Genomic DNA, 7,615 nt, shown 5'->3' on the forward strand with positions numbered 1-7,615 from the left:
GCCCAGCACCACCAGCGGGCCGGCCCAGCCGGTGGCGTGCATCCAGCGGCCGAACAGCGTGTCGGACGGCAGCGTGCCCTGCTGGGCCACCACGGCCGTGAACAGGCCCGGCAGGGTCCAACAGGCCAGCATCAGCAGCCGGATCCGCCACTGGGAGACGAGCTTGACCACCTCGAAGCGGTACACGCGGCTCACCGGCACCCGGTCCGCCTCCGGCGCGGTGCCGGCACCGGCCGTGGCTGTGGCTGTGGTGATGGTCGTGGTCATTCCAGCCCCTCCTGCCGCTCGGTCAGCGCGAGGAACGCGGCCTCCAACGGCGGGATCACGGGCGCGACTTCGCGCACCCCCACGCCCGCGCGCACCAGCTCGGCCACCAACTCCTCGACGGCCGGCCCCGACGCGCGCACGACCAGTGCCCCGCCGGGTGCCCCGGTCTCCTCCACGGTCCGCACCCCCACGGCGCCGGCGGCCACCCGCCGCGCGGCCTGCGGATCGGAGGTGAGCACGCGGTGTTCCAGCTCACGGCTCTCGGCCGCCAGTTTCTCCAGCGGGCCGGAGAAGCGGACCCGCCCGGTCGCGAGGATCGTGACCTCGTCGCACAACGCCTGGAGGTCGTCCATGCGGTGACTGGACAGCACCACGGTCACCCCGTCGCCCGTGAGCCGCCGCAGCGCCCGGTGGACATGCTGCTTGCCCGCCGGGTCCAGACCGTTGGACGGCTCGTCCAGCACCAGCAGCCGCGGATTCGTGAGCAGCGCCGCGGCCAACCCGAGCCGCTGCCGCATGCCCAGCGAGAACCCCCGCACCCGGTCGTCCGCGACGTCCGTCAACCCGACCTCGGCCAGCACCTCGTCGATCCGCCCCGTCCGCGCGTCCTGCCCGCACAGCGCCGCCAGCGCGGCCAGGTTCCTGCGCGCGGTCAGCGACGGGTACAGCCCGGGCCCGTCCACGAACCCGGCCACGCCGTGCGGCGCCGCCAGGGCCCGCCCGACCGGTCTGCCCAACACCTCCAACTCGCCGCCGTCGGCAACCGCCAGTCCGAGCAGCAACCCGAGCAACGTCGTCTTCCCGGCCCCGTTCGGCCCGGCCAGCCCGTGGATCCGCCCCGGCGCCAGGTCCAGCCCGACCTCGTCGAGCGCCACGACGTCGCCGAAGCACTTCGTCAATCCACGCGCCCGTACGGCAAGTTGTGTGTCGTCCATAGCCCCATCTCACAGTCCCCCAGGGAAGGTAGGGCGTTGACAGGCCGCAGACCAGAGCGCGTGGTTGAACAGGGGTGGAACAGCAGACGGTCCGCCTCCCCGGCGGCAGGGCCGGTCGGACGGCCGGCCTGACACGGGGCGCGACGGCTCCGACTCAGGGGTCTTCGGCGGGCGGGCCGGATTCGGGGCGGCCGAGGCCTGCCGGGAGCGCCGGGGCCAGGCCCGGGTGCCGACACTGTGACGCTTGAGTTAACCGGGATGTTCCTGCCTGGCGATGTTCCCGGGGGGGGCGCTTCCGGCTGCCCGCGCCGACGTGACGAGATGCGGGCGCGGACAGCCGCTCGGCGGGTCGGAAGGCGGGTCAGTAGTAATGGCGACGTCCACCGACGGTGTGCCCGACGGCCCCGGCGACCCACAGGACGAGGCCGATGAGGAGCAGGATGACGCCGATGGTCCACAGGATCGGAATCCCGATGACGAAGCCGATGACGAGCAGGATGACGCCGAGCGCGATCACGATGTCTCCTCCCTGATGGTGACGGGGACGTTGGCGGGGGGCCGGCTGCGGCGCGCTCGGCGCCGACGCCGCCCCGGGGCGGTGGAGCCGTCACTTCTCCGGCCCGTCCCATGAGCCGCGTCTACCGCTTCACGGGCCCGGTAAACCTCCGACCGGCCCCGGACGTCACTCGGCCGAAGGGACGGGATCGCCGCTGGACAGGGCGCGGCGTTCCTCCTCGGTCAGCCCGCCCCACACGCCGCACGGGCCCCCGCGCGTGCACGCCCGTCGACCGCTCCTCACCGACGGTGGCGGCCCCTGCGCCGACGGGCGGCCGGAGCCACACCCGGCGCCGGCAGGAACAGCCGGGCCACCTCGCGGCCCAGGTTCACGCCGACGGCGAGGGCCATCGCCGTGGCCGTGGCACGTCCGAGGCCGCTGAGCCCCGTCTCGGGTTCGCCCCGGACGAAGGCGACCAGCCCGAAGTACAGCAGCGAGCCGGGCAGCAGCGGCCCCAGGGCGGCGGTGACGAACGGCAGCGCGGAACTGCCCCGGTACCGGGCCATGAGCTGGCCGGACAGGCCCACCAGCACCGCGGCGAGGCCGGTGGCCATGATGGGCTCCCCGCCGGCGTCGACCAGCACGTTGTAGGTCGTCCACCCCGCCCCGCTGTTGACCATCACGCCCGGCAGCGTGCCCGGCTCGGTGTTGAGCAGCACCGCGAAGGTCAGGGTGAGCAGGATCGCCGCCGCCAGTTGGAGCGGCGGGTTCGACGCCGACGCCGGTACGCCCTTGGCCGCCAGGTCGCCGCCGTTGTTGACGCCGATGTAGAGCACGGTCATCACCCCGACGACCACGCCCGTCATCAGGTACAGCACTTCCAACAGCCGCGCGGCGGCGGTGAGGTAGAAGCCCGCGAGACCGTCCTGCACCGCCGCCACCATGGGCCATCCGGGCAGGAGCGCGTACAGCCCCCCGGTGATCACCACCGACCCGCGCAGGTGCAGCTGGTTGAAGGACATCAGGATGCCGACCACCGCGGCCGGGGTCGCGGCCGTCGCGATCCGGTAGAAGTTCGGCAGGTCGTGGCGCCCGACCAGCGCCGAGAGCCGGTCGCCCGCCATGGCCGTGACGACGGCGCTGACGAACACCAGCCAGGCCCGGGCGTCGGCCCGGCCGCCGACCAGCAGCGCCGCGGCGCCGGCCAGCAGGCCGGAGGAGAGGACCAGGGCCCAGGCGGGGTAGCCGCGGCAGTGCCGGCGCACGGCCAGCAGTCGCTGGTGGGCGTCGTTCACGCCGAGTCCGCCGACGGTGATCTCGGTGACCAGCCGGAAGAGCGCCGCCAGCCGCGCGTAGTCCCCGCCGGGGTGGTGCACGGACCGCTCGGCCGTCACCGGCGGCTCTCGGGGGCCCTGCTGGTAGGAGATCGCCACTCGGGTGAAGGTGACCTGGGGATCGCAGGGCTGGGCCCGGTAGGTCCGCGTGACGGCGAGCATGGCGGCCTCGACGTCCTCCGCGGCCTCGCCGCAGGCCAGCATCAGCTCGCCCACCAGCAGCGCCAGGTCCAGCACGGCGGCTACCTCGGCGGCCCGCGGCTCCGCCGTGCCGGCCCCGGCGCCGTCGCGGTCCCTGTCGCCGACCAGCGGACGGGCGGTGGTCGGGGTGCGCAGCAACGGCAGCATCAGATCGGGCCAGGGGGCCGCCGCGTCGATGTCGGCGCTCTCGCTCCGCGCCCCGGGAGCGGGGTCGACTTCCTGGGCCTCACCGGACCGTCCCTGCCACGGCACGCGTCGGCGGGCCGAACCGTCCGCCTCGGCCCGCACGCCGAACCGCTTGTGTTCCGGCATCGTCGCTCCCTGCACCACCCCTCACTCGACTACTTTTCGCACCCATTCGAGTACCCTGAGCGATCGATTCGTGAACGTTGCGACTGGAGTGCGGGCGGCCCGTTCGCGCCCGGCATCCGGGTGAGGCCGGACGCCTGGCGCCGGTGAGATCACCCGAGGACCGGCTCGGGCGGGTGGGGCAGGCCCGGCGGCCGACCGGTGCCCGCAGGTCTCAGCTGGGCCGCTCCCGGGTGAGCCGGTAGTGCCGCGGGTCGGCGATGCCGTGCAGGTCCTCGGCGGTGAGGGAGCGGTCGTCGCCGCCCAGGAGCTGGAGGTGGCGCAGCTCGCGCACCGGGCGCAGTCCGAAGGCGGTCGCCAGCTCCAGGTCGAGCCGTCCCTCCGTACGGGCGAACCACCAGCGGCCGGTGACCTTGCCCTGCAGGCCCGCCCGCAGGTGGGTGCCCGTCAGGCGGCCGCCTTCGACGGAGTCGTCCGGTACCGCGGCGTCCGCCGAGACGGCGAGATCCAGCTCCAGGGACTCCCCGTACTGGGCGTCGCTCTCGATCGCCCAGCGGCCGGGCTCCACCACCGCGCCGCCCGTCCGGTCCCGCCCGGGGCCGTCACCGGCCCCCACGTCGGCGGGCCGGGTGCCCAGCAGCCGGTGGACCGCGGCGTCCACCTCACGGGCGTCGCTGCCGGATGGCAGCTGCTCCACCGGACGCTCCCCGGGCGGCAGGGCCGTCCCGTCGAGCGGCCAGACCAGACACGGCTTGTCGAACGAGTCCGCGTACTGGCGCTGCTCCCGGACGTGGGGGTCGTCGGCCGCGCCCCGGGACCACAGGAGCAGGAACAGGTCGCAGGCCCCCAGCTCCTGCAGCACCGGTTCGGCCGGCAGACCGTCGGAGGGGTCGCGGGACTCGTCCACGGCGGTCCGCACGCCACCGGCGCGCAGCCGGGCGTCCAGGGCCGCGACCCGGTCGGCGTCCGCGGGCGCGTGGGCGAGGAAGACCCCGGGGCGTGCCGCCCGGTCAGGGCCGTCGTGCCCGTCACCGTGCGTCAGGCCGGGTGCCATGCCGTGCTCCTCGCCGTAATCGTCGCGCTCGTTGTCGGGCTTGTCTGGCTTGTCGGGCCTGTCGGGCTTGTCACGGTGCTCGTCGCGGGGCATCGGTGCCTCAGACCTCCGCGTCGTAGGTGTCCGCATCGTTGTTGTGCCACCAGGGGCTCTGCGGGTCGTAGGAGGCGAGGTAGTAGTCCGCCGCGCAAGTGAACGTCTCCGGGAACAGCTGGTGCGCCCGCTGCCGCAGGATGTTCATGGCCGCGATCTCGTTGGCCAGTCCCTGCTGGTCCTGCTCGTTCACCGGCTTGGCCTGCTCCTCGTCCACCAGCGTCTGCGCCTCCTGGAGGTTGTCCTTCAGGAACTGGGGCCATTGTGCGGGATTGCTGCTGTACGTGTAGTTCGGGGTCACCCGGTAGTAGATCATCTTGGGCCACCTCTTCTTGGGGTCGCTCCGCGGCGCCGCCTTGTCCAGGACGTGGGTGAGGTTCGGGTGGTCCTCCTCGTACGGCTCCAGGGCGGTCGCGCTCGTCTCCGCCCCCCGGACGACCTGCCCCGGGGCGGCCCAGCCGATGTTGCCGTCGCCGAGGTCGATCGGCGGGTTGGCGGCGATCCACTGCTCGTAGGCTGCGGCGAGCCCGTGGGTGCCACGCTTCATCGAGGTGCGAATCGGACTTTCGACCTTGTGGAAGTGCTCCTGGGTGTTGGACAGGGCGGAGCCCATGAAGATGTTCCAGGCGGTGTAGTTGGCACCATCAACAAAATCGGCGTTGATCGCGTGCATCGCGGTGGCCACGTTGTCCTGGCCCCTGGCGCGCACCAGCTTCTTGTCGGCCGTCTTCATGATGGTGATGTCCACGGGCTCGCCCGGTGCCGAGCCGCCACCGGTGTCGCTGAGCATCTTTTCCAGGTACAGCGAGTTGCCGAGGGTGCCGCCGTTGGCGTAGACGTAGCCGGCCCCCTGCAGGACGTCGGTCGTGAGGCCGCCGAGCGCCGCGTTGCTCAACACCATGCCGGTGAACGGCTGGAAGACGCCCGCCCGCTGCAGCACGGCTTCCCCGGCCCGCGGGCCCGCGCCGTGCCCGTGGCCGTGCTCGTCCTGGTGCTCCTCGGCGCGTTCCGCGACGGCCGGGTCCGCCGTGGCGGTCCCGCCGGTCACCGCCCGGCGCATCACCCGGACGGCGTTGGCCTCGGCCTCGCGCTCGAACCGGTCGGAGGGGTCGGAGACCCTGAGCCCGGAGCCGTTGTCGGTGCCCGCGACGGGGCCCTGGCGCTGCTGGAGGACGTGGGTGAGCTCGTGGGCCAGGGTGTGCCGGTCCCCGCCGCCCTCCCCGATGACGACGTGGTTGCCGGAGGTGTAGGCGCGGGCGCCGACCTCGGCGGCGGAGGCGCGGGCGGCACTGTCGTCGTGGATGCGGACGGCGGAGAAGTCCGCGCCCATCCGGCCCTCCATCTCGGAGCGGACGGCGGAGTCCAGCGGACGGCCCGGCGTGCGCAGCACGTCGTGGACGGCGGAACGCTGCACCGCCCCGCCGGCCCGCCCGCCCGGTCCTCCGGCCCCGGCCTGACGGAGCATCTGGACCACGGCCCGGTTCCCGGCGGTGGCCTGAAGCGCCATCAGGCCCGGCAGCGGCGCCCGGCCGCCGCCGGGGACGGAACGGGCCGGCGTACCGGCGCGTCCGGCCGCTTGGGTCCTGACGTTGTCTCGAGCGTGCAAGGGAGCGTGCAAGAGGGGCCTCTTCCCGTGCTGGGACAGCAGCCCTTCCTGCATACGCGTTCCCCGGCCGACGCGCCAGGGACCGAAGGGCAGGCCCGGGTGCCCCGCCGGGCACCCTCACGGTGCGGCGGCCGCGGAGGCGAGAACGGCCGGGGGCCCGGGCCCCCGGCCGTCACGGACGTCAGCCCTGGCAGAGGCCGCGGGTGTAGTCGTACGTAGCGGCGGCCTGCGAGTACTGCCACTGCGGGGCGAGCAGCTGGTCGTTGAGCTGCGTCGCGGCGGTGCGGTTCTCGACGAGGTAGCCGAAGTCCTGCAGCCAGGCCGGGTAGAGGTTCTTGGAGCCGATGAAGAAGGCGGATCCGTCGACCGAGACCAGCTTGTGGTGCAGCGCGTAGGGGTGGCCGTCGGCCCAGGTCGAGGTGGGGGCGGCGCGGAACGGGGCGAGCTGGAGGTTCCGGCACATCGCCGTCCTGGCCTGGGTCGGATCGCCGAGGCGGGCGGTGAGGCGGGCGGCGAGGGTGTCGCTGATCTCGTTGAGGGACTTGATCTTCGAGTAGCCACCGCTGCCGACCGCGCCCCGGTTGCCGGGGTCGCTGACCACGATGCGGACCTTCACGCCGTCGGCGAGCTTGGCCGCGAGCAGGTCGAAGAGCCGCACGTCGTAGCGGGGCATCGGCGGGCAGGTGCCGGTCACGTCCTGCTGGGAGATGTCGATGCGGCTGTTCGCGCTCGCGATCAGCGCGCGCAGGGCGCTCTCCTCCGGGTTGACCGTCGAGTAGTCGCGGTCGCCGTTGGTGTTGTCGTGCAGGCCGATCGGCCCGCACTTGGTGTCGGCGGCGCTCGGGACCGGGCCCGGACGGTAGACGGAGGCGGGGTCGGTGTCGCTGATCCCGACGCCCAGGCCGCCGACGGCGATCACCGGCAGGCCGCCGGTGGCGGGCACCTGGTCGGCCGGCGGGTTGAGGCGCTGCTCCAGGTCGGGGGTGCAGGCGGCGCCCTTGGTGGAGGCGAACCAGGCGGCCGAGAACGTCCCGGTGTTGCGGCAGGTCCAGTCCCACAGGGTGTCCAGGTAGGCGCCGGCGGAGGCGGCGGCCGGACCGGTCAGTGCGAGGTCGACGTCGGTGACCGGGTGGGCGGTGTCGAGGTAGTCGGCCTTCCAGTTGTTGATCCCGCCGGCTATGACGCTCTGCCCGTCGACGACCAGCAGCTTGGAGTGGTTCCAGGAGAACGCGGTCTTGGCGGTGGTCATCGAGGCGACCTCGACGGTGACGCTGCCGGCGGCGTCACCGAGCTTGGCCGTCAGGTCGTCCCGGCCCTTCG

The 7,615-nt window shown here is 73.5% G+C and carries 6 protein-coding genes and 1 pseudogene; all 7 read right to left on the minus strand.

Annotated elements, in window-relative coordinates; translation table 11 throughout:
- Positions 1-267: pseudogene (locus ACFQ87_RS43120) on the minus strand (ABC transporter permease); the annotation flags it as partial.
- Positions 264-1,202 (minus strand): ABC transporter ATP-binding protein, encoded by a 939-nt coding sequence (locus ACFQ87_RS43125; RefSeq protein ID WP_380616477.1) that lies wholly within the window; start codon positions 1,200-1,202, stop codon positions 264-266. The pseudogene ACFQ87_RS43120 and the gene ACFQ87_RS43125, both read right to left, overlap by 4 nt.
- A 361-nt stretch (positions 1,203-1,563) precedes the next feature.
- A complete protein-coding gene (locus ACFQ87_RS43130; RefSeq protein WP_380616478.1) occupies positions 1,564-1,719 on the minus strand; it encodes a DUF6131 family protein in 156 nt (51 codons plus the stop codon).
- Positions 1,720-1,997: 278 nt separating this feature from the next.
- Positions 1,998-3,545 (minus strand): threonine/serine exporter ThrE family protein, encoded by a 1,548-nt coding sequence (locus tag ACFQ87_RS43135; RefSeq protein WP_380616480.1) that lies wholly within the window; start codon positions 3,543-3,545, stop codon positions 1,998-2,000.
- 211 nt (positions 3,546-3,756) lie between these two features.
- Positions 3,757-4,689 (minus strand): TIR domain-containing protein, encoded by a 933-nt coding sequence (locus tag ACFQ87_RS43140; RefSeq protein ID WP_380616482.1) that lies wholly within the window; start codon positions 4,687-4,689, stop codon positions 3,757-3,759.
- A gap of 7 nt (positions 4,690-4,696) precedes the next feature.
- Positions 4,697-6,196, minus strand: a complete 1,500-nt coding sequence (locus ACFQ87_RS43145) for a DUF4157 domain-containing protein (RefSeq protein WP_380616484.1) — start codon at positions 6,194-6,196, stop codon at positions 4,697-4,699.
- Positions 6,197-6,476: 280 nt separating this feature from the next.
- Positions 6,477-7,615, minus strand: a 1,139-nt coding sequence (locus ACFQ87_RS43150; RefSeq protein WP_380616485.1) for a phospholipase D-like domain-containing protein, incomplete at its 5' end; no start/stop codon positions are given.

This window comes from Kitasatospora sp. NPDC056531, assembly GCF_042794375.1.
Taxonomy (GTDB): domain Bacteria; phylum Actinomycetota; class Actinomycetes; order Streptomycetales; family Streptomycetaceae; genus Kitasatospora.

Excerpts from the sequence above, each read along its gene's own strand:
- ACFQ87_RS43125 (WP_380616477.1), bottom strand. The coding sequence starts at position 1,202 with ATGGACGACACACAACTTGCCGTACGGGCGCGTGGATTGACGAAGTGC.
- ACFQ87_RS43135 (WP_380616480.1), bottom strand. The coding sequence starts at position 3,545 with ATGCCGGAACACAAGCGGTTCGGCGTGCGGGCCGAGGCGGACGGTTCG.
- ACFQ87_RS43140 (WP_380616482.1), bottom strand. The coding sequence starts at position 4,689 with ATGCCCCGCGACGAGCACCGTGACAAGCCCGACAGGCCCGACAAGCCA.
- ACFQ87_RS43145 (WP_380616484.1), bottom strand. The coding sequence starts at position 6,196 with ATGGCGCTTCAGGCCACCGCCGGGAACCGGGCCGTGGTCCAGATGCTC.